Annotated in this window: 18 protein-coding genes and 5 pseudogenes; 5 read left to right on the forward strand and 18 right to left on the reverse strand. The window is 67.4% G+C overall.

The genetic code is table 11. The features are described 5' to 3' along the window. Positions 1 to 17: 17 nt before the first annotated feature. The 3 genes from ACPEE0_RS12490 to ACPEE0_RS12500 form a co-directional block, all read right to left on the reverse strand. Positions 18 to 665 (reverse strand): regulatory protein RecX, encoded by a 648-nt coding sequence (locus ACPEE0_RS12490; protein ID WP_424574576.1) that lies wholly within the window; start codon positions 663 to 665, stop codon positions 18 to 20. A 3-nt stretch (positions 666 to 668) separates the two neighbouring features. Beyond that, the gene (gene recA / locus ACPEE0_RS12495) at positions 669 to 1,724 is read right to left on the reverse strand and encodes a recombinase RecA (RefSeq protein WP_133349882.1); all 1,056 of its coding nucleotides are present in this window, start codon (positions 1,722 to 1,724) and stop codon (positions 669 to 671) included. A 210-nt stretch (positions 1,725 to 1,934) separates the two neighbouring features. After that, positions 1,935 to 2,159: a DUF3046 domain-containing protein gene (locus ACPEE0_RS12500; RefSeq protein WP_407709354.1), complete on the reverse strand. Its 225-nt coding sequence runs from the start codon at positions 2,157 to 2,159 to the stop codon at positions 1,935 to 1,937. A 42-nt stretch (positions 2,160 to 2,201) separates the two neighbouring features. On the opposite strand from ACPEE0_RS12500, the gene ACPEE0_RS12505 reads away from it, so the two are divergent. Then, positions 2,202 to 2,732, forward strand: coding sequence for a MarR family winged helix-turn-helix transcriptional regulator (locus ACPEE0_RS12505; protein ID WP_407709353.1), 531 nt, complete (start codon positions 2,202 to 2,204; stop codon positions 2,730 to 2,732). Positions 2,733 to 2,828: 96 nt separating this feature from the next. On the opposite strand, the gene ACPEE0_RS12510 is transcribed toward ACPEE0_RS12505, so the two are convergent. From ACPEE0_RS12510 to ACPEE0_RS12545, 8 genes and pseudogenes are all read right to left on the reverse strand, one after another. Then, positions 2,829 to 3,281 (reverse strand): helix-turn-helix domain-containing protein, encoded by a 453-nt coding sequence (locus ACPEE0_RS12510; RefSeq protein WP_035753213.1) that lies wholly within the window; start codon positions 3,279 to 3,281, stop codon positions 2,829 to 2,831. Between the two features lie 201 nt (positions 3,282 to 3,482). Then, positions 3,483 to 3,962: a CinA family protein gene (locus ACPEE0_RS12515; RefSeq protein ID WP_407709352.1), complete on the reverse strand. Its 480-nt coding sequence runs from the start codon at positions 3,960 to 3,962 to the stop codon at positions 3,483 to 3,485. Continuing rightward, positions 3,959 to 4,602 (reverse strand): annotated as a pseudogene (gene pgsA / locus ACPEE0_RS12520) (CDP-diacylglycerol--glycerol-3-phosphate 3-phosphatidyltransferase). The gene ACPEE0_RS12515 and the pseudogene pgsA overlap by 4 nt, the downstream one beginning before the upstream one ends. 22 nt (positions 4,603 to 4,624) lie before the next feature. Beyond that, positions 4,625 to 7,522, reverse strand: a pseudogene (locus ACPEE0_RS12525) (DNA translocase FtsK). 168 nt (positions 7,523 to 7,690) lie between these two features. Continuing rightward, on the reverse strand, positions 7,691 to 9,382 hold the full coding sequence (locus tag ACPEE0_RS12530) for a ribonuclease J (RefSeq protein ID WP_354175560.1): 1,692 nt from the start codon (positions 9,380 to 9,382) through the stop codon (positions 7,691 to 7,693). 41 nt (positions 9,383 to 9,423) lie between these two features. Then, positions 9,424 to 10,331, reverse strand: a pseudogene (dapA, locus tag ACPEE0_RS12535) (4-hydroxy-tetrahydrodipicolinate synthase). Positions 10,332 to 10,389: 58 nt separating this feature from the next. Then, the gene (locus ACPEE0_RS12540; RefSeq protein ID WP_009359490.1) at positions 10,390 to 11,202 is read right to left on the reverse strand and encodes a carbon-nitrogen hydrolase family protein; all 813 of its coding nucleotides are present in this window, start codon (positions 11,200 to 11,202) and stop codon (positions 10,390 to 10,392) included. 39 nt (positions 11,203 to 11,241) lie between these two features. Next, positions 11,242 to 11,586 carry a hypothetical protein gene (locus ACPEE0_RS12545; RefSeq protein WP_235047095.1) on the reverse strand — a complete coding sequence of 115 codons (345 nt, stop codon included), beginning with the start codon at positions 11,584 to 11,586 and terminating at the stop codon, positions 11,242 to 11,244. A 148-nt stretch (positions 11,587 to 11,734) separates the two neighbouring features. On the opposite strand from ACPEE0_RS12545, the gene ACPEE0_RS12550 reads away from it, so the two are divergent. Then, positions 11,735 to 12,970, forward strand: a complete 1,236-nt coding sequence (locus ACPEE0_RS12550) for a heparan-alpha-glucosaminide N-acetyltransferase domain-containing protein (RefSeq protein WP_009359492.1) — start codon at positions 11,735 to 11,737, stop codon at positions 12,968 to 12,970. A gap of 40 nt (positions 12,971 to 13,010) precedes the next feature. Here the strand turns inward: ACPEE0_RS12550 and ACPEE0_RS12555 are convergent, their stop codons facing one another. From ACPEE0_RS12555 to ACPEE0_RS12585, 7 genes and pseudogenes are all read right to left on the reverse strand, one after another. After that, entirely contained in the window at positions 13,011 to 13,493 is a 483-nt protein-coding gene (locus tag ACPEE0_RS12555; protein WP_424574577.1) for a hypothetical protein, read from the reverse strand. 2 nt (positions 13,494 to 13,495) lie between these two features. After that, positions 13,496 to 14,266, reverse strand: a complete 771-nt coding sequence (gene dapB, locus ACPEE0_RS12560; protein ID WP_354175558.1) for a 4-hydroxy-tetrahydrodipicolinate reductase — start codon at positions 14,264 to 14,266, stop codon at positions 13,496 to 13,498. Between the two features lie 141 nt (positions 14,267 to 14,407). Continuing rightward, positions 14,408 to 14,895 (reverse strand): annotated as a pseudogene (locus ACPEE0_RS12565) (molybdenum cofactor biosynthesis protein MoaE). Beyond that, a complete protein-coding gene (locus ACPEE0_RS12570) occupies positions 14,885 to 15,415 on the reverse strand; it encodes a MogA/MoaB family molybdenum cofactor biosynthesis protein (RefSeq protein WP_009359496.1) in 531 nt (176 codons plus the stop codon). The pseudogene ACPEE0_RS12565 and the gene ACPEE0_RS12570 overlap by 11 nt, the downstream one beginning before the upstream one ends. Continuing rightward, the gene (gene moaC, locus ACPEE0_RS12575) at positions 15,412 to 15,906 is read right to left on the reverse strand and encodes a cyclic pyranopterin monophosphate synthase MoaC (RefSeq protein ID WP_035753881.1); all 495 of its coding nucleotides are present in this window, start codon (positions 15,904 to 15,906) and stop codon (positions 15,412 to 15,414) included. Before moaC ends, ACPEE0_RS12570 begins: the two co-directional genes overlap by 4 nt. Beyond that, positions 15,894 to 17,135, reverse strand: a complete 1,242-nt coding sequence (gene glp / locus ACPEE0_RS12580) for a gephyrin-like molybdotransferase Glp (RefSeq protein ID WP_009359498.1) — start codon at positions 17,133 to 17,135, stop codon at positions 15,894 to 15,896. The genes moaC and glp overlap by 13 nt, the downstream gene beginning before the upstream one ends. Before the next feature lie 23 nt (positions 17,136 to 17,158). After that, positions 17,159 to 18,667: pseudogene (locus ACPEE0_RS12585) on the reverse strand (molybdopterin-dependent oxidoreductase). 225 nt (positions 18,668 to 18,892) lie between these two features. Between ACPEE0_RS12585 and moaA the strand changes: the two are divergent. The 3 genes from moaA to ACPEE0_RS12600 all read left to right on the forward strand — a co-directional run bounded on the left by moaA (position 18,893) and on the right by ACPEE0_RS12600 (position 22,556). Then, positions 18,893 to 20,017 (forward strand): GTP 3',8-cyclase MoaA, encoded by a 1,125-nt coding sequence (moaA, locus tag ACPEE0_RS12590; RefSeq protein WP_424574578.1) that lies wholly within the window; start codon positions 18,893 to 18,895, stop codon positions 20,015 to 20,017. A gap of 7 nt (positions 20,018 to 20,024) precedes the next feature. Further along, entirely contained in the window at positions 20,025 to 20,291 is a 267-nt protein-coding gene (locus ACPEE0_RS12595) for a MoaD/ThiS family protein (protein WP_009359691.1), read from the forward strand. A gap of 285 nt (positions 20,292 to 20,576) precedes the next feature. Next, a complete protein-coding gene (locus tag ACPEE0_RS12600; protein ID WP_407709348.1) occupies positions 20,577 to 22,556 on the forward strand; it encodes an HNH endonuclease signature motif containing protein in 1,980 nt (659 codons plus the stop codon). The last annotated feature ends 60 nt before the right edge of the window (positions 22,557 to 22,616 follow it).

A 22,616-nucleotide genomic window follows, 5' to 3' on the forward strand; every position in this document is an offset into this window, starting at 1 on the left:
GTTAAGGGTACCGGCTGTTACAAGTAGGGATTTGTGGGCCTAGTCGGGTCCGGGGCTCCGCGGGCTTCGAGGACCTCGTTGACGATCCGGAATGCCTGGGAGGGCTGGTAGCCCTTGCGGGCAAGCATGGACGCCAGGCGCCGGACCGCCTTGTCGCGTTCCGCGCGGTCCGCAAGGTCCGTTCCCGGCCGGATCTTCCGCTCCACCAGGGAGCGTGCGGCGGCCTCCTCGTCAGCGTCCGACAGCTGCTCCAGGGCGGCGGTGGCCGTGTCCTGGTCGATGCCCTTCTCGGCGAGCTCGCGGCGGAGTGCGCCTTTGGCCAGCTTCCGGGACTGGGACCGGCTGCGGACCCACATGTCGGCGAATTCGGCGTCGTCGATCAGCCGGACTTCCTGGAACCGGTCCAGGACTGCCTCTGCGACGTCTTCGGGGATGTTCCGTTCGGCCAGTTTCCGCGCCAGTTGGAGCCTGCTCTTGGCCGAGGCCGTCAGCTGGCGGTAGACGATGGCCTGTGCGACGGACACGGGATCGGGTTCGGGATCGCCAAAATTCGGGGCGTTCGGGTCGCCGGGCCCGCCCTGCTCCCCTGCTGAAGGGGGTGCCTGGCGGGCCCGCCGTGCGCGGCCACCGCTGCTGCGGGGCCGCTCCTGGTCAGATCCAGCCAACTGCTAGAACCCGTCGACTGCCTTCAGCTTCGGGGAGTCCTTGGACTCCTCCTCCGCCGGCTTCACGCCAACGCCGAGCTTTTCCTTGATGAGCCGCTCGAGCTCGGCTGCCAGCTCCGGGTTGTCCCGGAGGAACCGGCGGGAGTTCTCCATACCCTGGCCGAGCTGGTCGCCGTCGTAGGTGAACCAGGAGCCGGACTTCTTGATGATGCCGTGCTCCACGCCCATGTCGATGATGCCGCCCTCGCGGGAGATGCCCTGGCCGTAGATGATGTCGAACTCGGCAACCTTGAAGGGCGGGGCCATCTTGTTCTTGACGATCTTGGCCTTGGTCCGGTTGCCCACCGAATCGGCGCCTTCCTTGAGGGTCTGGATCCGGCGGACGTCGATGCGGACGGACGCATAGAACTTCAGGGCCTTACCACCGGTGGTGGTTTCCGGCGAACCGAAGAAGACACCAATCTTTTCGCGCAGCTGGTTGATGAAGATTGCGGTGGTCTTGGTCTGGCTCAACCGGCCGGTGATCTTACGCAGGGCCTGGCTCATGAGCCGGGCCTGCAGGCCGACGTGGCTGTCGCCCATGTCGCCTTCAATTTCAGCGCGCGGCACCAGGGCGGCCACGGAGTCGATGACGATGACGTCCAGCGAGCCGGATCCGACCAGCATGTCCATGATCTCCAGGGCCTGCTCACCGGTGTCCGGCTGGGAGACCAGGAGGGCATCGGTGTCCACGCCGAGCTTGGCGGCGTAGTCGGGGTCGAGTGCGTGCTCGGCGTCGATGAAGGCTGCGATGCCGCCGGCGCGCTGGGCGTTGGCCACGGCGTGCAGCGCCACGGTGGTCTTACCCGAGGATTCCGGCCCGTAAATCTCGATCACGCGGCCGCGCGGCAGGCCACCGATTCCCAGTGCTACGTCCAGGGCGATGGAGCCGGTGGGGATCACTTCAATGGGCGCACGGACTTCATCGCCCAGGCGCATGACCGAGCCCTTGCCGAACTGCTTGTCAATCTGGGCAAGCGCTGCTTCCAGCGCTTTTGCACGATCCGGGGCTGCCGCCATGGTTGACACCTCTAATGCTTTCTCGATGGTGGCCTTCGCGGCCGTTTATTGGTCATCTCTGACGCTAAGGGGACCCACTGACATTCCGGCCGGGTAATGGCGGCTATGTGGATAACCCGTTACGAAAAAGCATAGCTTTATCCGAACAGGTATTCGAACAGCTGGGCGGCGTGTCAGGGAAAATACCGGCAGTTACCGGGGCCGGGACAGTCAGTCCCGCAGCGGCTTGATGTCGCGGCCCAACCGTCGTTCGGCGGGAACGTCCTGGACGTCGCAGACGGCCAGCCATACCTTGCGCGGTTCGATGCCGGCGGCGAGTGCCTGGTCCGCGGTCCTGCCGCCGACGCCCGCCAGGACCAGGGTGCTGCTCAGCACGCGGGAGTATCCCACGCCGAACTCGTCGTCCATGAGCCGCCAGTAGTCACTGAGTCGCATCAGAAAATTCTCTCACGCCTGCGGACCCTGAGAATTGTTGCCATGAGCAACTCCCCCGACGCCCTGCCGGACCACGGCGCCGACGCCACCACAGATGCCGCGCTGAAGAAGGTTGAACACCAGCTCACGCTCTTTTGGCGGCGGGGCCGGGCCATCACCAACCAGTTGTCCCGGCAGGTGCACCCGGACATGGAGCCGGCCGCCTACGGCCTGCTGGCCGTGATCCGCCGGGAGGGGCCTATCCGCCTGACTGACCTGGCCATGAGTATCGGAGTGGGAAAGCCGTCGGTGAGCCGGCAGATCGCGTTCCTGGAGAGCATCGGCCTGGTGTGCAAGGAGGCCGATCCGCTTGACGGGCGCGCCCAGTCAATCCGGCTGACGCCGAAGGGCGAGGAAAAGATGCACCAGGTGCAGGATGCCCGGCGGCAGGTCTTCCGCGAGCGGCTCGGCGAGTGGCCGGTCCGGGACCTGGAGGAACTGGCCCGGTACATGGCCAAGCTGAACGCATCGTACGAGCGGGACGGATTCCCCAAGGACTCTCCCGGCGCGGCGGCAGCAGGCCGGGAAGACTGACCGCTGTGAGTAATCCGGGTTGAACGACGGAAGCCCCCGGCCGGTGGCCGGGGGCTTCGCAACGTTCCAGGACCCGCCAACGGGTGGGGGCTGCCCTTAGCGGGCGCCGGAGAGCAGGCCGTCGGAAAGTTCGCCGTTGAGTTCAGTGTCGAGGTCGCGCTCAAGGTCGCGGCCGTAACGCTGCGAGAATTCCTGCGGAACGGTGTCCGGAACGGTGACGCCCTCGGCTACTGCAACGCGGTCGCTGACCTCCCGGAGCATGCTGGACAACGGAACATCCAGTGCCGAGCAGATCGAGGACAACAGTTCCGACGACGCTTCCTTCTGGCCGCGCTCCACTTCGCTGAGGTACCCAAGGGAGACACGGGCGCTGTGCGAAACTTCACGGAGCGTACGCCCCTGACGCTGGCGGACATCGCGCAGGACATCACCGATTTCGTGACGAAGTACAACCATCTTGCGCTCCTTCTGTTCGCTCTTAGCCTGATCGGCGAGGCCCACATCCTTCCAGCGGACAACGCCGTTTACGGATACGGGCTGCTTTACCATCTGTATCGCCTTGCTCCCTCATTGGTCCGGTCCGCCCTGAAGCGAACCGTTGTGGTCATTTCATCCTAGGCGCCTCCGCTCTTCGGAAGCGACACAATGTAATAACTAATCGGTACCGGCTTTTGTTCCCCGTAACTTTACGTCCGGTAACTTGCTCCGTTCCGGGGCCAGGGGCAGGAGCCGGGAGGTCGGCCTGCCGGCTCAGCCGGACAGGGCTTCCAGGAGCCGTTCGAGGGCCGCCCCGCACGCCAGTCCGCGGATTTCCGCCCGGTTCCCCTCGAACGAATACTCAAAGGCGGATGTTCCGGCGGCAGTAGCAACGCCCACGTACACGGTGCCCACCGGCTTGCCGTCATGTCCTTCCGGCCCGGCAACCCCGGTTGTGGCAAGGCCCACATGGGCGTCCAGTACGGTCCGTGCACCGTCGGCCATGGCGCGGGCCACGTCCCCGTCCACTGAACCGGCGCGGGCCAGCAGGTCGGACGGGACCTTGAGGACGGACTCCTTGACCGAGTTCTGGTAGGCGACCACTCCCCCTTGGAGCATCCCGGAGGCGCCCGGGGTGTCCGCAAGCACTGCCGTCACCATACCCGCCGTCAGGGACTCCGCGGTGGCTACCGTCCGCCCCGCTTCGAGCGCCTGCCGGACTGCCTGCGCGGCGAGGTGGTGGAGGTTGGTCATGGCTGCTCCTGTCCAAGGTTGGCGCGGGCCTGCTTCTTGCCCCGGGCCCGGAGGCGGAGGGCTTGAACGACATACTCGACGCCGGTCCAGACCGTGATGGCCACGGCTGCCATCATCACGGCGAACGCCACCCAGGCCAGCCAGGGCGCGAAGGCTCCCAGCGGAAGGAGGTAGAGGAAGATGGCGGCGGTCTGCACCACGGTCTTCAGCTTGCCGCCGCGCGAGGCCGGGATGACGCCGTAGCGGATCACGAAGAAGCGAAGCCCCGTGATTCCCCACTCCCGGACCAGGATTACGATCGTTGCCCACCAGGGCAGCTCGCCGAGGAGGGACAGCATGACCAGCGCCGAGCCGGTGAGGAGTTTGTCGGCGATGGGATCGGCAATCTTGCCGAAATCGGTGACGAGGTTCCGGCTCCTGGCGATGTCGCCGTCGAGCTTGTCTGTGTAGATCGCGACGGCGAAGGCCAGCACCGCGGCCCATCGCCAGAGCCCGGACTCGCTGCGAAGTCCCGGGGCGTCGGCAACAGGAACCAGACGAAGAACGGCACCAGCGCGATGCGGATCATGGTCAGGACGTTGGGAAGGTTCCAGACCCCGGCACGGCCTGGGCCGGCGGCGGTTGCATCGGTGCTAGTCACTTGTCTAGGCTACAGTCCCCGGCTAGCGCCCGGTGAGGGACCAGGCGTCTTCGGACCCGTCCTCGTCATCGCCGTAGCCGCCCGGCGCGGTATCTGAGCCGTCGTAATATTCAACGTTCTGCTTCCGCTGGTCCAGGTCCGCGGCCACGAGGTCCTCGGCGTAGCCGCCCTGCGCGATGTTCGCGTTGGCGTTGTCACTGAGGGCAGCCGTCTGGGAGTCTGCCGCGGCGGGGGTCTCCTGGCCCTTCAGGGCAGCGAGGACGGCAGCGAGGTCGTCCGGCTTCACCAGGACGTCTCGGGCCTTGGAGCCTTCGGACGGGCCCACCACTCCCCTGGATTCCAGCAGGTCCATGAGCCGGCCCGCCTTCGCGAACCCGACGCGCAGCTTGCGCTGCAGCATGGACGTGGAGCCGAACTGCGTGGTGACCACGAGTTCGGTAGCCTGCAGCAGGACCTCGAGGTCGTCCCCGATGTCGTCGTCGATCTGCTTCTTTTCCGCTTCGGGGGCAACGTCGTCGCGGTACACGGCCTGGAGCTGTGTCTTGACATGCTCCACCACCTTGTGGATCTCGGACTCGGTGACCCAGGCGCCCTGGACGCGCATGGCCTTGGAGGCGCCCATGGGCAGGAAGAGCGCGTCGCCCTGGCCGATGAGCTTCTCCGCGCCCGGCTGGTCCAGGACCACGCGGGAGTCCGTGACGGACGAGGTTGCGAAGGCCATGCGGGAGGGCACGTTGGCCTTGATCAGGCCGGTCACCACGTCCACCGACGGGCGCTGGGTGGCCAGCACCAGGTGGATGCCGGCGGCGCGGGCCAGCTGGGTGATGCGGACGATCGAGTCTTCCACGTCCCGCGGTGCCACCATCATGAGGTCCGCGAGTTCGTCGACGATCACCAGCAGATAGGGGTAGGGCCGGATGACGCGCTTGGAGTCGGGCGGCGGCTGGACCTTGCCCGCCCGGACGGCCTTGTTGAAGTCGTCGATGTGCTTGAACCCGTAGTTGGCGAGGTCGTCGTAGCGGGCGTCCATTTCACGTACCACCCATTGGAGCGCCTCGGCGGCCTTCTTCGGGTTGGTGATGATGGGGGTGATGAGGTGGGGTACGCCTTCGTAGGCGGTCAGTTCCACGCGCTTGGGGTCCACCATCACCATGCGGACCTCGTCCGGGGTGGCCCGCATGAGGATGGACGTGATCATGGAGTTCACGAAGGACGACTTACCGGCACCGGTGGCGCCTGCCACCAGCAGGTGGGGCATTTTCGCAAGGTTGGCCACCACGTAGCCGCCCTCCACGTCCTTGCCCACGCCCATCACCATGGGGTGGTCGGTGCGCCGGGCGTTCTGGCTGCGCAGGACATCGCCGAGGGACACGGTTTCACGGTCCGTGTTGGGAATCTCGATGCCGATGGCGGACTTGCCTGGAATGGGGCTCAGGATCCGCACGTCGCTGGAGGCGACTGCGTAGGAGATGTTCTTGGACAGGGCGGTGACCCGCTCCACCTTGGTGCCGGGCGCCAGCTCGATCTCGTAGCGGGTGACGGTGGGGCCGCGGCTGAAGCCGGTAACGGTGGCGTCCACGTTGAACTGCTGGAGGGTGTCGGTGAGGGCTGCGACGACGGCGTCATTGGCTTCCGTGCGCTCCTTGGGAATGGAGCCGGGCGTGAGGAAGTCCGACGCCGGCAGCGTGTACGTCACGTCGCCGGCCAGGGACAGCTGTTCCGTGCGCTGCGGAATCGGGGTGGGTGGCGGCGCAGGTGCCACCGGGGTGGAGGGAACCTGGGCGGGTTCGCCGGCGCCGGCCCGGCGCCGGCGGCCATGCCGGGGGTGATCATCGGGATGGCTTCGGTGGCGTCTGCCGGTGCCGCGGCACCGGCGGCGCCCAGTCCCTGGGCGGCCTTGATCTTCTCGACGGCCATCTCGGCCTGGGTGGGCCGGCGGACGCCGGGGGCGGGACGCGGAGCCGGGGAATCGCCCTCGTCGTCGTCGATCACGGCATGCTCGAACGCTTCGTCGCCCACATAGCCGTCCAGGCCGGCGTCGGGCTCCTCGTCCTTGCCGAAGAGCCGCCGTTTCTTCTTCTTGGGCGCGGCCGGCGCCGTGCGCTCCAGGTAGCTGCGGTCGTGCTTGTCCTGCTGGTCCTGGTCCATCAGGTCGATGCCCATGAGGTGCTCATAGGCACCGCGCAGCCGCCGCGGGATGGCGGTGAAAGGCGTGGCGGTGATGATCAGCAGAGAGACGAATGCCAGGAGGCCGTAAAGGACCAGCGGCACGGCGGGGTGGATGGCTGCCAGCGGGGTGGCCGCCAGGAAACCCAGCATGCCGCCTGCCTGGCGCAGGCCGTCGAAGCCCTGCGCCACTGTCGGCTGGCCGCCCAGGATGTGCGCAAGCCCGCAGCCGGCGAAGGTCATGATGAGGAAGCCGATGCCCACCCTGTTGTTGCCGCGGCCGTCGGTGGGCTGGCGGAAGAGCCTGAACGCACACACGAACAGCATCAGCGGGAGCAGCAGGGACATCCAGCCGAAGGTGCCGTTGACCACGGCATACACGGCGTCCGGGAACCAGCCGGTCAGGCCCCACCAGGCAAACGTGGCGATGAAGATGCCGAGGGCGAGGTTGAACAGGGCTGCGCCGTCACGCCGCTCCTCGGCGGGGAGGTCGCTGACGTCGTGGCCGATCCGGCGCACTCCCCCGCCTACCAGGTGGCCCAGGCCAGCCAGGCGCCCCCCACCACCCGCAGCAGCCATGGCTGGTGGTGTTCGACGGCGGGGAGTTGCCGGGTGCGGGCCGTGCTGGTGGAGCCTCCGCCCCGGCCGGACTTGGAAGCGGCCGAGCCGGAACCGCGGCCGGTGGAACTGCCGGATTTACTGCTGGAGCTGCCCTGGCTGTTCCACTGCGCGCGGAAGTAGTACGTGTGGCCATAGTAGCCACGCTACCGGAACAAGGCCGGTTTTCCGGGGATATCAGGGCCCGGCAGGCCATGCCTGCCGGGGACGCCACAGGGCCCGGTTCGTTGAACCGGGCCCTGTGGGCAATGACGTGGACGGACATGTCCGGTGGCGCGGCGGGCTGCCGCCATGCCCGGGCCGATCAGGCCTCGAGCACCACCGGGATGATCATGGGACGGCGGCGGAGCTTGCGGTTGACCCACGTGCCCACGACCCGGCGGACCACCTGCTGGAGCTGGTGAGTGGTGTGGTCGGCGTGGTTGAGGACCGCTTCCTCCAAGGCACTGTTGATCTTGGGGATGATGTCGTCGAACACGGAGTCGTCCTCGGCAACGCCGCGGGCGTGGATTTCCGGCCCGGACACCACCTTGCCCGTGGCCCGGTGGATCACGGTGATGATCGAGATGAAGCCTTCGTCGCCCAGAATCCGCCGGTCCTTGAGGTCGGCGTCCGTAATTTCGCCAACGCTGGAACCGTCCACGTAGACGAAGCCGACTTCCACCTGGCCCACGACATCCGCCCGGTGGTCCTTGAGGTCCACCACGGTGCCGTTGTCCGCGAGGATGACGCTGGCTTCCGGGACGCCGGACTCGATCGCGATCTTGCCGTTGGCCAGCAGGTGCCGGGTCTCGCCGTGCACGGGCATGGCGTTGAGCGGCTCAAGGATGTTGTAGCAGTAGAGCAGCTCACCGGCCGCGGCATGCCCGGAGACGTGGACTTTGGCATTGCCCTTGTGGATCACGTCGGCGCCCAGCTTGAGGAGGCCGTTGATGATCCGGAACACGGCGTTCTCGTTGCCCGGGATCAGGCTGGAGGCCAGGATGACGGTGTCGCCGTCCCCCACCACAACGCGGTGGTCGCCGTTGGCCATCCGGGACAGGGCAGCCATGGGCTCGCCCTGGGAGCCGGTGGACATGAGCACCACGCGGTTGTCCGGGAGGTTGTCGATGTTCTTGATGTCCACGATCAGGCCGGCCGGCACATCCAGGTACCCGAGCTTCTCGGCGATGGCCATGTTGCGCACCATGGACCTGCCCACGAAGGCGACCTTGCGGTTGTGCTTTGCCGCCGCGTCCAGGACCTGCTGGACCCGGTGGACGTGGGAGGAGAAGGATGCCACGATGATCCGCTTGCTGGCCTGGGCGAAGAGCCGTTCCAGCGTGGGGCCGATTTCCTTTTCCGCGGTGGTGAAGCCGGGGATGTCCGCATTGGTGGAGTCGGACATGAACAGGTCCACACCCTCTTCGCCGAGCTTGGCGAAGTGGCGGAGGTCGGTGATGCGGCCGTCCAGCGGGAGCTGGTCCATCTTGAAGTCGCCGGTGTGCAGGACGGTGCCGCCGGCGGTGCGGATGAACACGGCCAGGGCATCCGGGATGGAGTGGTTGACGGCAACGAATTCGCACTCGAACGGCCCGAATTTCTCCACCTGGCCTTCCTCCACCGTGAGGGTGTAAGGCCGGATGCGGTGCTCCTGGAGCTTCGCCTCGATCAGGGCGAGGGTCAGCTGCGAACCCACCAGCGGAATGTCGCTCCGCCGCTTCAGCAGGTACGGGACAGCGCCGATGTGGTCCTCGTGGCCGTGGGTGAGGACAACGGCCACAATATCGTCCAGCCGGTCCTCGATATACGAGAAGTCGGGCAGGATGAGGTCAACGCCAGGCTGGGTTTCCTCCGGGAAGAGGACTCCGCAGTCCACGACCAGCAGCTTGCCGTCGATTTCGAACACGGCCATGTTCCGGCCGATCTCCCCCAGGCCGCCGAGCGGAACAATCCGCAGCGTACCCGCAGGCAGGCGGGGAGGGGTGACAAGGCCGGTTAGGGCGGTTTGGGTCATATTGCACTACTTTCCAGGTGGAAGGGTGCCGGTCTTCACCTTCAGGAGTAGACCAGCCCGGCTTCCGCCAAATCCCCGCGGATGATTTCGATCTCGGCTTCGTCCGGCTCCACGAGGGGCAAACGGACAATCGAGTTGGGCAGGACTCCCTGCCATTAAGAATCTGTTTGGCCGCCACGGCACCCTGGACCCGGGTCATGGTGGCACGGACTACCGGCTGGAGCTCGAAGTTGATCTTCCGGGCGGTGCCGAGGTCGTTGGCGTTGACGGCGTCGATGAGTTCGCGGAACCGGCGGGTTGCCACGTGCGTGGTGACGCCCACCAGGCCGACGGCGCCCAGCGCCATCCAGGGCAGGGTCAGTCCGTCGTCGCCGGAGTAGAAGAGGAGGTCCGTTTCGGCCATGACGCGGGTGGCGGCGACGAGGTCGGCCTTGGCGTCCTTCACGGCCACGATGTTGGGGTGCTGCGCCAGGCGGATCATGGTGTCCGGCTCGATCGCGATGGAGGAGCGGCCCGGGATGTCGTACAGCATCACGGGCACGTCGACGGCGGAGGCGATGGTTTCGAAGTGGGCGCGCACGCCTGCCTGGCTGGGCTTGTTGTAGTACGGGGTGACCAGCAGGAGGCCGTCGACGCCGAGGGCTGCGGCCTGCTGGGAAAGGTGCACCGAGTGCGCGGTGTCGTTGGTTCCGGTGCCGGCAATGATGGCCGCACGTCCGCCCACGGCTTCCTTGACGGCGCGGAACATGCCGAGGTTCTCTTCGTCCGTGAGGGTGGACGTCTCGCCGGTGGTTCCGGTGACCACCAGGCCGTCGCAGCCGTCGTCCACCAGTTTTGTGGCCAGCTTAGCCGCCTGCTCGTAGTCCACTGCGCCGTCCTTGGTGAACGGCGTGACCATCGCGGTCAGGAGGGTACCGAGGGCAGGGATGTGCGCGGAAGAGTCAGCCATGGAAAAAACGTTACCCTGTCCCCCGCTGGTTAGGACAATGCCACGGGCGTGATGCACGTCAAATGTCGCGCCGCCCGCCGCCGGATACCGGTCCACCGTGCCGGTAGCGCAGGAGGGTGCTGCGCTGCAGGAGGCCGGCGACCACCTCCGTCCGGTTTCCTGCAGCACGCTTCAGCGGCATCCCGTCCGGGCTCCAGATTCCGCTCAGCCCGCACGACTCACCGATTGGCGTTCTGCCGCCGAGGTTGGCCAGCAGCGTGAACATCCGGTGATCCATCGCGCGCGCCCCGAGGTGGAGGTCGAGCCGGCGCTCCTCGCCGCGGGTGTACAGTCCGGAGACGCAGTAGGCGTCCGCTCCCCCGGCGGCGGCAGCACCTGCATGCTCCGGAACCGCGGCGTCAAAGCACAGCGCGAGGGCAATCCGCCAGCCGTCGAGGACCATGACGTGCGGCCCGACCCCGGGCTCGAACAGCTCCTTTTCGTGGCCATGCAGGTGGGACTTGAAGGCACGCTCCGTACTGCCGTCCGGATGCAGTACCAGCGAGGCAAGGCGGGGCGAACCGTCCGCATCCCGGCACGGGGCACCGACCACGGCCGTGATTCCGGTCCGCCTGCAGATTTCCCGGAGGGGGCGGAGCCGCGCGTCGGCGGGATCAATCCACGATTCGTCCAGGGAGAGCAGGTCCAGGCGGTAGCCGGTCAGCGACAGTTCCGGAAACAGGACCAACCGGGCACCGTGCGCGTCGGCATCCTCAATGAGCCGCACATGCTGGACCGCATTGTCTGCCACGCCCTCGACGGCCTCGTACTGGACGGTGGCCACAGTCAGGGTCCCGGCAGGTTCACTGGAGACAGATGGCAGCCCGGTCACTTTTCCATCCTAGGCGCGGGCCGGGACCTGCGCCCGGGCTTAATCCGCAGGGGACCCGCAATAGCGTCCCACGGCAGCCTGCCGAAGGCCCTCCGCCCAGGAGGCAAGCCGCTGGGCTGCCCGGACGTAGTGGAACAATTCCAGGGGCGTGAGTGCGTCGATGTCAGTCTCGGCGAGGCGGCGGGCCAGTTCGGCCCCCTCCGGCTGGCTGGAAAGGCTGATGCCTTCCTGTTCCCACTGGACATCTTCGGCCGGCCGGCCGGCGACCAGTTGCCGGAAGAGGAAATCCACCACTCCCGGGCTCATGGCCTTGAGGACGCCGGCAGAACCGGGCCCGACGCCATTCCGCCCGTCTCCTGGGATACCGCGTGCTGGGGTTTGCATGCCGCCTATCTTATTCGAACATATATTCGAATACAAGGATCCGTACCAGCCGGTCCTTGAAACCCCGGCAGACCAGTGCGTACCGCGGCAACCGATGTGCGCTGACACTTGACAGGCCGTTCAAAGGCAGGTGTGAGACGATCGGCTCATGACGTCCCGCAGCCCGGCCAAAGCCTCCCGGAAGACCCGGGGCGCCTCCGTTCCCGCACGGCTCTACGGCATTGACGCGGCCCGCGGGCTGGCACTGCTGGGAATGATGGCCACGCACCTGCTGCCCACTTTCGAGTCGAACGCTGACCTCACGCCCACGTGGATCGGCCTGACATTTTCGGGCCGGGCCGCCGCGTTGTTCGCGGTGCTGGCCGGGGTGGGGCTCGCCCTGTCCACCGGAAAGCACCAGCCCCTGGACGGCAGCGGGCTCTCTGCCGCCCGCCGCGGCATTGCCCTGCGCGCCCTGGTGATTGCCGCCGTCGGACTCACGCTCGGCGGAGTGGAAGTAAACCTGGCGATCATCCTGGTCCACTACGCCGTGCTGTTCCTTTGTGTCCTGCCGTTCCTGGGCCTCCGGCTGAAACACCTTTGCGCCTGGGCCGCGGGCTGGATCCTGGCGTCCCCCGTGTTGGCCTACCTCCTGCGGCCCTGGCTGCTCGCCGCAGAACCGCCGCTGAGCCTGGGCCACAACCCGAAATGGGAAGACCTCGGCACGCCAGGCCGGCTGCTGGCGGACCTGTTCTTCACCGGCTACTACCCGGTGTTCCAGTGGCTTTCCTACCTGCTGGTGGGACTGGTGGTCGGCCGGCTCATGCTCCACAAGGCCCTGGTTCCGGTAGTGCTCCTGGTGCTGGGGTCGGCAGTGGCCGTGGCAGCCAAGGCCCTGGGCGTGACCGCGATGGAAAGCTGGGGCGGGCGTGCCGCACTTGAGCAGGTCCTCAACTCGCCCGGCTACCCGCTGGACAGCGTCCTCCAGGTGAACCTGACCGGCATTCCGCAGGAAGGATCGTGGTGGTGGCTGGCGTCCGCTGCGCCGCACTCGGGAACCACGCTGGACCTGCTGCACACGTCAGCCGTAGCGGTGGCCGTCATCGGCGCCTGCCTGCTGCTGGGGCGGCTGGCCGAATGGGTTGACCTGGACCTGCTGCTTCCGCTGCGCGGGCCAGGCGCCATGACACTGACGCTGTACACGGTGCACGTCTGGGTGGTGTCCGGGTTCTACCTCAAGCCGCTGCCGGCCGGCTGGACGGAGGACGGCATGTACTTTGCGCACGCGGCCGTGGCCATCATTGTCGGCGTGGTGTTTGCGGTGTTGAAATGGCGCGGTCCACTGGAATGGCTGGGCCACACGGCGAGCCAGGCCGGCCGGGGCGAGCTCAAGGCCCTCCGCTGACCCAGGCTTCCCCGGCCGCCCCCGCCGCTACCCAGGCTGCTCAGGAAGCCGGGACCTTGCCGCGGAACAGCCGGACGGCGTCGCGCATGGATGCCCGGGCTCGCTTGCGGTCACCGGCGGCGTCGTAGGCGCAGCTCAGCCGGAAGCAGGAGCGCCAGTCATCAGGTGCGGCTTCAGCCTCGGCCCGGTACTTTTCAAACTCGGCGTCGGCTGCCGCCCGGACGATCCGGCCGCCGGGCGTGCGGGGCAGTTCGTCCACGGGGAGGCCCCCCTCAGCCTCCAGCACCTTTGCCATCTGCTCCGTGCGGGCGCCAAACAGCAGTTCCCGGATCAGGGCCCAGGCGCCGATCACGGGCAGCACCAGGTACGCGGCGCCGATCGCCTGGGCCGCCAGGTTGCTGTCCGTCAGGAGCAGGATGGAACGCTGGAAGGACACCACCAGATAAAAGACCAGCAGCAGGGTCACCGCACCCACCCAGATCTTGGTGCGGTTCTTCCGGAAGGCCGCCAGGAACCCGCCCATGGCTAGATTCCCAGATCCAGGTAGCCGTCCAGGCCCACGGTGAGGCCGGGGTGGGATGCCACGTTCCGCACGCCCAGGAGGACGCCGGGCATGAAGGAGGCGCGGTCGTAGGAATCGTGCCTGAAGGTCAGCTGCTCACCGGGACCGCCCAGCAGGACTTCCTGGTGCGCCACCAGCCCGCGCAGCCGCACGCTGTGCACCCGCACGCCATCCACCTCGCAGCCCCTGGCGCCGGCCAATTCGCTGGTAGTGGCGTCCGGGCTGGGCGGAACCTCGGCGGCGCTGCGTTCCGCGGCGATCAGTTGCGCAGTGCGGACGGCAGTACCGGAGGGCGCATCCACCTTGTCCGGGTGGTGCAGTTCGATGATCTCCACGGATTCGAAGTACTTTGAGGCCTTCGCGGCGAACGCCGAGGCGAGTACCGAGCCCACGGCAAAGTTGGGGGCGATGAGCACACCGGTGTCCGGGTGCTCGGCCAGCAGCGCCTCCAGCGCGGAGAGGCGGCCGGCGTCCCAGCCCGTGGTGCCCACCACGGCGTGGATCCCGTGTTCGACGGCGAACCGGACGTTTGCCTCGGTGCTTTCCGGCACTGTCAGGTCCACCAGGTACTGCGCTCCGGCGGCGGTGACCTGGTCCAGGGAATCGCCCCGCCCCAAGGCTGCGACGAGCTTCATGTCGGGTGCGGCTTCAACGGCTTTCACGGCTTCGGCGCCCATGCGTCCGTTGGCGCCGAGGACGGCCACCAGCTTGGGATCGGAGTGTTGTTGGGTCATGCCTTAACCCTACCGGTGGGCCTGCCGGGGCAAGGAACCGGAGGGTGTGCGTTACCTCGCAGGAAGCGGGCACCAACGGTCACGCCAAGTCACGGTGTCCGTGACTTAATCGATTGCTTTTTTTTCAGGACCCTCCCGGCGTCAGGCGCCGGCGCCGACCCATTCCACCGTACCGTCGGAGAAGAACTGTTCCTTCCAGATGGGCACCTGCTCCTTGATGCGGTCCACCAGTTCCGAACACACGGCGAAGGCCTGGCCGCGGTGGGCGGCGGAGACTGCACAGACCAAGGCGGGGTCGCCGATTTCGAGCATGCCGATCCGGTGGGCGGCCCAGATGCGGACGGGCTGAGCCGCCGCGTCTCCGGTGGCGGCGTTCCCGGTTGTGCCGGACGCCGCGTTCTGCTCGGCAACAGGCGCGCAACGACGTCGGACATCACCTGGTGTGCCGTGGGGTGCGCACTGTAGCTGAGGCGGTTGACCTGCTTCCCGCCGTCGTGGTTGCGCACGACGCCGCTGAAGCTCACCACGGCGCCCGCGGTATCGCTCTCCACGGCAGCAATCGCCTGGTCTACGGAGATGGGTTCCGCGCTCAGGACAGCGGAAACCACCTCGAATGCTTCAGTGCCCATGTCCGCCTTCCAGCTGGTCGCAGAGGTGTCCGATCACCGGGTCCAGGACGGCGAGTCCGTCCATGACCCCTTTTGGTGAGCCGGGGAGATTAACAATAAACGTACTCTTGGCCGCGCCGGCATATCCGCGGCCCAGGGCCGCCAGTGGAGTCTTCGCGGCGCCGGCGCGCCTGATCGCTTCCATGATTCCGGGGATTTCGCGGTCCAGCAGGGGAAGCGTGACTTCGGGGGTCCGGTCGTCCGGGCTCAGGCCCGTTCCGCCGCTGGTGATGACGACGGCGGGGCGCTGGGTCAGGAGGGCGCGGATGGCGGCGCCCACGGGCTCGCCGTCCGGGACCACCATGGCGGGGAACACCTCGAAGCCGTGTTCGGTCAGCCAGTCGGTGATCACGGGGCCGGTTTCGTCGTCGTAGATCCCGGCGGCAGCCCGCGTGGACGCGATGACCACACCGGCTTTCCGGCCCTGGACCTCGCCGTGCCGGTGCGGTTCAGGGGCACTGTGCGTGGCATGGATGGTCACAGGGCCCAGTCTCCGCTCTTGCCGCCGCTCTTGGCGAGCACCTTGATGTCAGTGAGGACGGCGTGCTTGTCCACGGCCTTGATCATGTCGTACACGCTCAGGGCGGCCACGGAAGCTGCCGTGAGCGCCTCCATCTCGACGCCGGTGACCCCGCGTGTCTTCACGGTGGCCACGATGATGACGGACTCGGCGGCCAGTTCAAAGTCCACCGTCACCTTGGACAACGGCAGCGGATGGCACAGCGGAACCAGTTCCGGCGTCTTTTTGGCGGCCATGATCCCGGCAACCCTCGCCACGGCCAGGGCATCACCCTTGGGAAGTCCGCCGGAGCCGAGGAGGCCCATCACCTCCGCCGTGGTGTTGACGGTTGCGGTGGCCGTGGCCTCTCGGGTGGTCTCTGCTTTGGTGGAGACGTCCACCATCTGGGCGCTGCCGTCCTGGCGCAGATGCGTCAGGGCGCCGGGGGTCTGTTCTGCATTCACAGCATCCATACTTCCACCTCATCCCCGGTGCCGAGGGCGGCTACGCCTTCGGGCACATGCACCAGCACATTCGATCCGGCCAGGGCGTGCATCAGGTGCGAGCTTTCGCCGCCTTCGAGCTGCACCGTTCCATCCGGCCGGAGCCTGCCGCGCCGCACCTGGTGTTTGTGTTCGGGGGACGTGAGCGGGTGCCCCAGGCGGGCCCGGACCGGCAGCCGGGCGGCCGGGGCGCCGAGCAGCTGCGAGAGGGCGGGGCGGAGGAACATCTCGAAGGAGACCAGGCAGCTCACGGGGTTGCCGGGAAAGCCGAGGAACGGGGTGCCTTCGAAGGTGCCGATCCCCTGCGGGCCGCCGGGCTGCATCGCCACGTGCAGGAATTCCACCGGCTGGTCCGCCATTGCCTGCCGGACCACCTCATAAGCGCCCTGGCTCACCCCGCCGGTGGTGACGATCAGGTCTGCCCCGGCACCCTGGCTCCGCAGCAGGGTGCGCAGTTCTTCGGGGTTGTCCGTTGAGATACCTGCCCGCAGGACCCGCAGCCCCGCCTGGGTCATGGCGGCTTCCAGGAGGGTGCCGTTGGAGTCGTAGATCTTGCCGGCCGGAAGATCGCGGCCCGGCTCCACAACCTCGTCCCCGGTGGTGACCAGCAGGACGGCGGGCGCCTGGTACACGGTGACCTCGGGGAGGCCGAGGGCGGCCAGCAGTCCCAGCTGGGCAGGGCCGAGGAAGGTGCCGGCGGCCAGTGCCTGCTCCCCCGCTGCGATATCGCTTCCTGCCACGCGAACGTAGGTGCCGGGGGCGGCGGCAGGCAGCTTCACCCGCGCCGCATCGCCCGCCGGAAGGAAGTGGTCCGGGCTGGCCCGTTCGATGGGTACGACGGCGTCGGCGCCTTCAGGGATCATCGCCCCTGTCATGATGGGCGCCGCGGTTCCGGCTTCCAGGGTTGCCGCGCCGGCGCCCGCCGGAACGGGAGCCGCGACGCGCAGGTCCGTGCCGCCGTCGGGCACGTCGCTGGAGCGGATGGCGTAACCGTCCATCTGGGAGTTGGCGAACGGCGGGAGGCTGACGGGTGCCGTGACGTCCTCCACGAGGCCGCGCCCGAGGGCGCTGGACAGAGGGAGGAGTTCAGTACGGGCGGAGCCGCGTAAGGGGCGAAGGAGTTCCGTGACGGCTGCCAGGTGGCTGGCGGTGGACCGGGCCCGGCCCTTCTGGTGGCCGTGCGGGTTCGTGCTGGTCATGGAGGTGCCTTCGGTTGTGGCCGTCAGGATTTCACGTCCACTCTAACCGTGTGGAAACCGGTGGCCCCGTCCGGCGCCACAGGCCGCTGCTCCTCGTCCTGGCTTGCGCCGCGCAGATCCGTTGCACGCACCTGCACCTCGTACTGCCCTGGAGTCAGGTCAACGTCCAGCGTCCACTGGTACCAGGTGTCCACCGAGATGCCCGGTGCGAGCCGGGCTTCCCGCCATGGGCCACGGTTGACGCGGAGCTCCACTTTCCCAATGCCGGTGTGCTGGGCCCAGGCGACGCCACCGAACGTGATGGTCCCGGCCGGCACAGACCGACCACCGCGCGGCACGTCGATCCGGGACGAGGTCTTGATCGGGTCCCCGCTCTGACCAGCCGCGCGGGGTCCAGTAGGCGGCGTCGTCGGCAAACCTGGTGACTTTGAGTTCGGTGACCCATTTGGTGGCCGAGACGTATCCGTAGAGCCCCGGCACCACCAGCCGGACAGGAAATCCGTGTTCCAGTGGCAGGGGCTCGCCGTTCATGCCGACGGCCAGCAGCGCGTCCCGGTTGTCCGTCAGGACTTCCAGCGGGGTGCCGGCGGTCCAGCCGTCCGCGCTGCGGGAAAGCACCATATCCGCTTCGGCGCGGGGTCCGGCCTGGCCGAGCAGCTCGCGGACGGGCCAGCCCAACCAGCGCGCGTTGCCGATCAGATCACCGCCCACCGGGTTGGAGACGCAGGCGATGGTCACGTGCCGCTCGATGAGGGGCTTGGCCAGAAGTGACGCGAAGTCCAGCTCCACCTCGCGCTCGACCATTCCGGTGACCCTCAGGACCCATGTGTCCGGATTAACCGCCGGCACGGACAACGCCGTATCGATGCGGTAAAAGTCCCGGTTGGGAGTCACCAGGGGCTGCATCCCTTCCACTCCGGCTTCGGCTCCGGCGGGTATGGCCGGGGCATGCGATGCCGCTCCCGGCAGCCTCAGCCGCTCCCGGGCGTCATTCACTCCCGCCGTAGCGCCGCGCCAGGCCCCGGCAAGGATTCCGCCCGCCGCCGTGGCAAGCGCACCGCCTGCAAGGGTCCGCAGGAACCTGCGGCGCGCGCTGCCATCCGTTGTTCCAGTTTCGGCCGCCGCCTCAAGCCTGCGGATCAGGAACCGCAGCAGTACGGCTGCGAGGACAGCGGTCACCACCGGCAAGGCAAATGCTGCGGGCGTCACCTGCGCCCTCGTCAAAACCGCGGCCACTCCCACCAGGCCGAAGACCGCGACAATTGCCACGCCGGCAAAGCGCCGCCGGACCTCGAGGTCCCCTGCCATCCCGGCGAGGACGGCGATCACCAGGCCCATGCCAACAAGGAGTGCGGCCTTGTCCGCTGTGCCGAACAAGGCGACCGCCCAGTCCTTGACGCCGGGCGGGACAGCATCGATGACGGCGCCGCCAACAGCAGTCATCGGCGAGAGCGAGGGGCTCAGCAGTCCCGCCAGGAGTTCCCCAGCACCACAGCTGCCCCGACAGCAACCACGCCGGCGGCGGCGGCCAAGCGGCGGCGCTGGCGTTCGTTGGACGGCTGCTCCACGTCCGCAGCCGCGGGACCGCCACGGCCCGTGCCGCCGTCGTGCGCTGCCTGCTGCTGCCGGGAACTGTCCACACGTCCAGCATAGGTTTGCGCGTGGCTGGAAGCGCCGGTGCGTTCCGGATTGGTCGGCTCGGCACCGGGGGTGGACACGAATGTGATCTACAGCCCATCGTGGCGTAGCCTGATTTCATGAGTGTCCAGCTAGGAATGCCGCAGCCGCGGGAGGATGCCGGGCTGTCCGTACCGGCAGCCCGTCCTGCCGGCGCGGGTGCCGGGCTGGTGGACCGCTACGGCCGCCGTGCCACAGATATGCGGCTGTCCCTGACAGACAAGTGCAACCTGCGCTGCACGTACTGCATGCCTGCAGAGGGCCTCGAATGGCTCGCGAAACAGGCGGTCATGTCTGCGGAGGAAATTGTCCGGATTGTCCGGATTGGCGTGGAGCAGTTGGGCGTCCGCGAACTCCGGCTGACCGGCGGTGAGCCGCTGGTGCGGCACGACCTGGTGGACATCATCGCGGAGCTGCGGCGGAACCATCCCGACCTGCCGATTTCCATGACCACCAACGGAGTGGGGCTCGCCAGGAAGGCAGCGCCCCTCAAGGCCGCCGGACTGACCCGGATCAACGTGTCCCTGGACTCGCTGCACGAGGAAACATTCACCAAGCTGACCCGCCGCCCGTTCCTGGACCAGGTCCTGGCCGGTGTGGACGCGGCGTGGGCGGCCGGACTTGGTCCGGTCAAACTCAACGCGGTCCTCATGCGCGGCATCAACGACGCCGAAGCCCCGTCGCTGCTCGCGTGGGCGCTGGGGCGCGGTTACGAGCTGCGGTTCATTGAGCAGATGCCGCTGGACGCCGACCACGGCTGGACCCGCCGCAACATGATCACCGCGGCCGAGATCCGGGAGCTGCTGTCCACCGATTTCGTCCTCACCCCCGATCCGCGGGCCCGTGACGGTGCCCCCGCCGAACGCTTTGAAGTACGACGCCGGGTGGCCGGGTCTGATGCCGCTCCTGCGGACGGGCCCGTGCTGGGGACAGTCGGCATCATCGCTTCGGTGACGGAGCCCTTCTGCTCGGACTGCCGCAGGACCCGCATCACGGCCGAAGGCAAGATCATGAGCTGCCTGTTCTCACGCGAGGAATTCGACCTCCTGGGCCTCCTGCGGTCCGGCGCCAGCGACGACGACCTCGCACGCCGCTGGCAGGACGCCATGTGGCTCAAGCCAAAGGCCCACGGCATGGACCACGTGGGACTGGACGCTCCGGACTTCGTCCAGCCGGAACGCAGCATGAGCGCCATCGGGGGCTGACACTTTCATGAAAGTACGCTACTTCGCTGCCGCACGTGCAGCCGCAGGCCTCGAGGAAGAGAAGTTCGACCTTCCAGAGGGCACCACGGTGGCCGGGCTCCTGGACGCCGTGCTGGGCGTGGAACGACCCGAGCCTCCTGCCGGCACTCCTCCCCTCCCCCGCGTCCTCTCGCGGAGCAGCTTCCTGCTCAATGAGGTGGCGGTGCGCGACCAGTCAACCATTGTGGGACCCGATGATGTGGTTGACGTGCTCCCTCCGTTCGCTGGCGGGTAAAGCCCTCACCGCGCCGTATTACCGTAGCTGCCGGTTTGCGCAACGGCACGATTTTCTGTGGCGGCGCGATTCTCCTGGCGACTCGAGGCATAAGCCCCATGGAGTGCCGGCGGCCAGAATGTCAGTGCCTCCGGCGGTGATTCCTGTATGGGAAACGGCGGAGGCACCGGAGTTGACGGGACAGCGCTGTTTCCTGCCGTCGCGGCTGCCGGCACTGGGCAGGCAGAGGCTTCCGGAACTTCTTCTACAGCAGGAAATGTCAGACCCTCCCACGATGATTTAGGCATGGGAAACAGCACGGTCATAGCAGCACCGATGGAGGGTGTTTTTGCCACCATGGCTGCCCTGAATGCGCTGTTCCTTGAAGAGGAAGCACTCGCGGCTGCTTCGGCGGGAGCCGATGGCGGCGCCGGCGTTGATCTTCTGGACCGGCTCTACCGGGTCCGGTTGGAGCGGCTGGGCTTGGAATCCAAGCTTGAGGCACAGACCACCGCGCTCAAGGCCAGGGACGCTACCCAGTGCCTTGACCTGCAGCAGGCCATGACCCCACCCGACGCCTCCACCCAGGACCGCACGTATGCGGAAATATCAACAGTGGAAGAAATCGCCGGGGTCCTCACCATCAGCTCCGGAGCAGCAGGGGCGTTCATCACCCAGGCCCGGCAAGTCTGTTCCCTCCCATCCGTGTACGAGGCCCTGTCCACCGGGTCGTTGTCCTGGCAGGGCGCCAGGATCATCGCCGACGAAACCGAGGCCCTGGACCATCCCGCCGCCGTGGCCCTCGCGGACCACTTCCTGGACCCGGACGCGCCGAACCCTGCCCGCGGCTGCCCCGCCACAAACCTTGTACCGTCCCGGCTGCGGGCCAAGGTCCGCGCCTGGCGCGAACGCCACCACCCCGAATCCATCGAAAAACGCCACACCAAATCCGCAGCCGACCGGCGGGTCGAATTCACCCCCGACCGCGACGGCATGGCCTGGTTCGCGATCTATATGCGGGCAGACTGCGCGTTGGCGGCCTGGAACAAAACTACAGCCATCGCCCGCGGCCTCCAGGGCCCCAACGAAACCCGCACTCTTTCCCAAATCAGGGCCGACGAAGTCGCCCGACGCCTCCTCGCCCCCGCCCAAGCCACAACTACCACCACAGACGCCGTCACCGGCAGCAGGCCCAACAGCAGCACCCCCGCACGCAGCGGGGACACGGAAGGCGATGAGGTTCAAGGTGTTGCGGAGCACCAGTTCCCTGCTGAATTCCTCGGGCTTGCCACCCTCGTCGGATCCGACGAACCAGCAGCGGACCTCGGCATCCCCCACAACACTCCCTTCGGAACCAACGATCACATCGGCGCAACCAACAGCCCAGGAACCAAAGACACCAGCACACGCGAAGCGGGAACCAGCACCACCACCGCGTTCTCTGGCGCAACCAGCCCCGAAGCCGGGAAAGTCCCCACACCCCGCACCGACGTGCTGGTCACTGTCCCCGTGTTCGCCCTGCTCGGCCTGACCGACGAACCGGCCACCCTCGACGGCTACGGCCCCATCCCCGCGTCCATGGCCCGCAAACTCCTCACCGACGGAGCAGAGTCCTTCACCCGAGTCCTCATCGACCCCCGCGACGGCACCCCACTCGAAATCGGCCGCACCAGCTACCGGCTCACCAAAGCCATGCGACAAGCACTCACCCTTCGGGACGGCAAATGCACCTTCCCCAGCTGCAACAACAACGCACTCGACAACGAAGCCGACCACCTCACAGCCTGGCAACACGGCGGCACCACCGGCATCAGCAACCTGGCACAACTCTGCCCAAAGCACCACCGTCTGAAGCACAACAGCGGCTGGAAACCCACCCCAGCAACGAAAACGGCACCACCCGGCTGGACCTCACCCACCGGCCGCACTTACCCCGCCGAACAACCCGACCGGGGACCAACCATCTGGCCAGGCAACGTCCTGGTCCAGGAACTGAACACCGTGCCGCACCTAAAGGGACAAACTGGAGCAGATGACTCCCCCGCCGAGGCATGGTGCCCTCCGGAATGGCTGGAATCAGCACCACCCTGTGCCAAACCACCATGGGAAGAACCGCCCTGTGAAGAACCGGGGGACGACAACCTCATCGACGCCGACGACATCGCACCCTACGACCCCGCATGGGACGACTTCTACGCCATGCCCATCGTCCTCCCACCGGACCCAGAAAAGGACATGGCCCTGGAAAACTGGGACTTGAAAACCCGTGTTCCGGTCGTGATGTGATCCCGTACGGGCGTGAACCAGGGCCCCTCGCTAATCACGAGCGTCCTGGCGACTTGCGGC

The organism is Arthrobacter sp. SD76, assembly GCF_049726125.1.
Taxonomy (GTDB): domain Bacteria; phylum Actinomycetota; class Actinomycetes; order Actinomycetales; family Micrococcaceae; genus Arthrobacter; species Arthrobacter nitrophenolicus.